Source organism: Pseudomonas sp. SIMBA_068, assembly GCF_046534705.1.
GTDB classification, from domain to species: domain Bacteria; phylum Pseudomonadota; class Gammaproteobacteria; order Pseudomonadales; family Pseudomonadaceae; genus Aquipseudomonas; species Aquipseudomonas putida.
Window position 1 is genome coordinate 1 of the sequence record NZ_JAWRYI010001809.1, and the last position, 231, is coordinate 231.

The 231-nt window shown below is 64.9% G+C and carries 1 protein-coding gene; it reads right to left on the reverse strand.

The features are described 5' to 3' along the window. On the reverse strand, positions 1-231 hold a 231-nt coding region (locus tag SB756_RS36010), incomplete at both ends, for an ABC transporter substrate-binding protein (RefSeq protein WP_410914035.1).

Here is a 231-nt window from a genome sequence, read left to right on the forward strand (position 1 = left end):
CCTTGAGCAACGCGCTGTGCTCGGCCTGCACGCCACTGGCCACGTCGATCTGCCCGGCGCGCAGGGCGGCGGCCCGCGATACCTGGTCCTTGAATTCGATGATTTCCAGCTCGTCCGCATAGGGGCGGTTGGGCTTGTAGTAATGCTCAAAACGGGTGTAGAGCGAGCGCTGGCCGGGGATGAAACTTTTCAGCCGATACGGCCCCGCCCCCACCGGGTTGGTCACCGGGT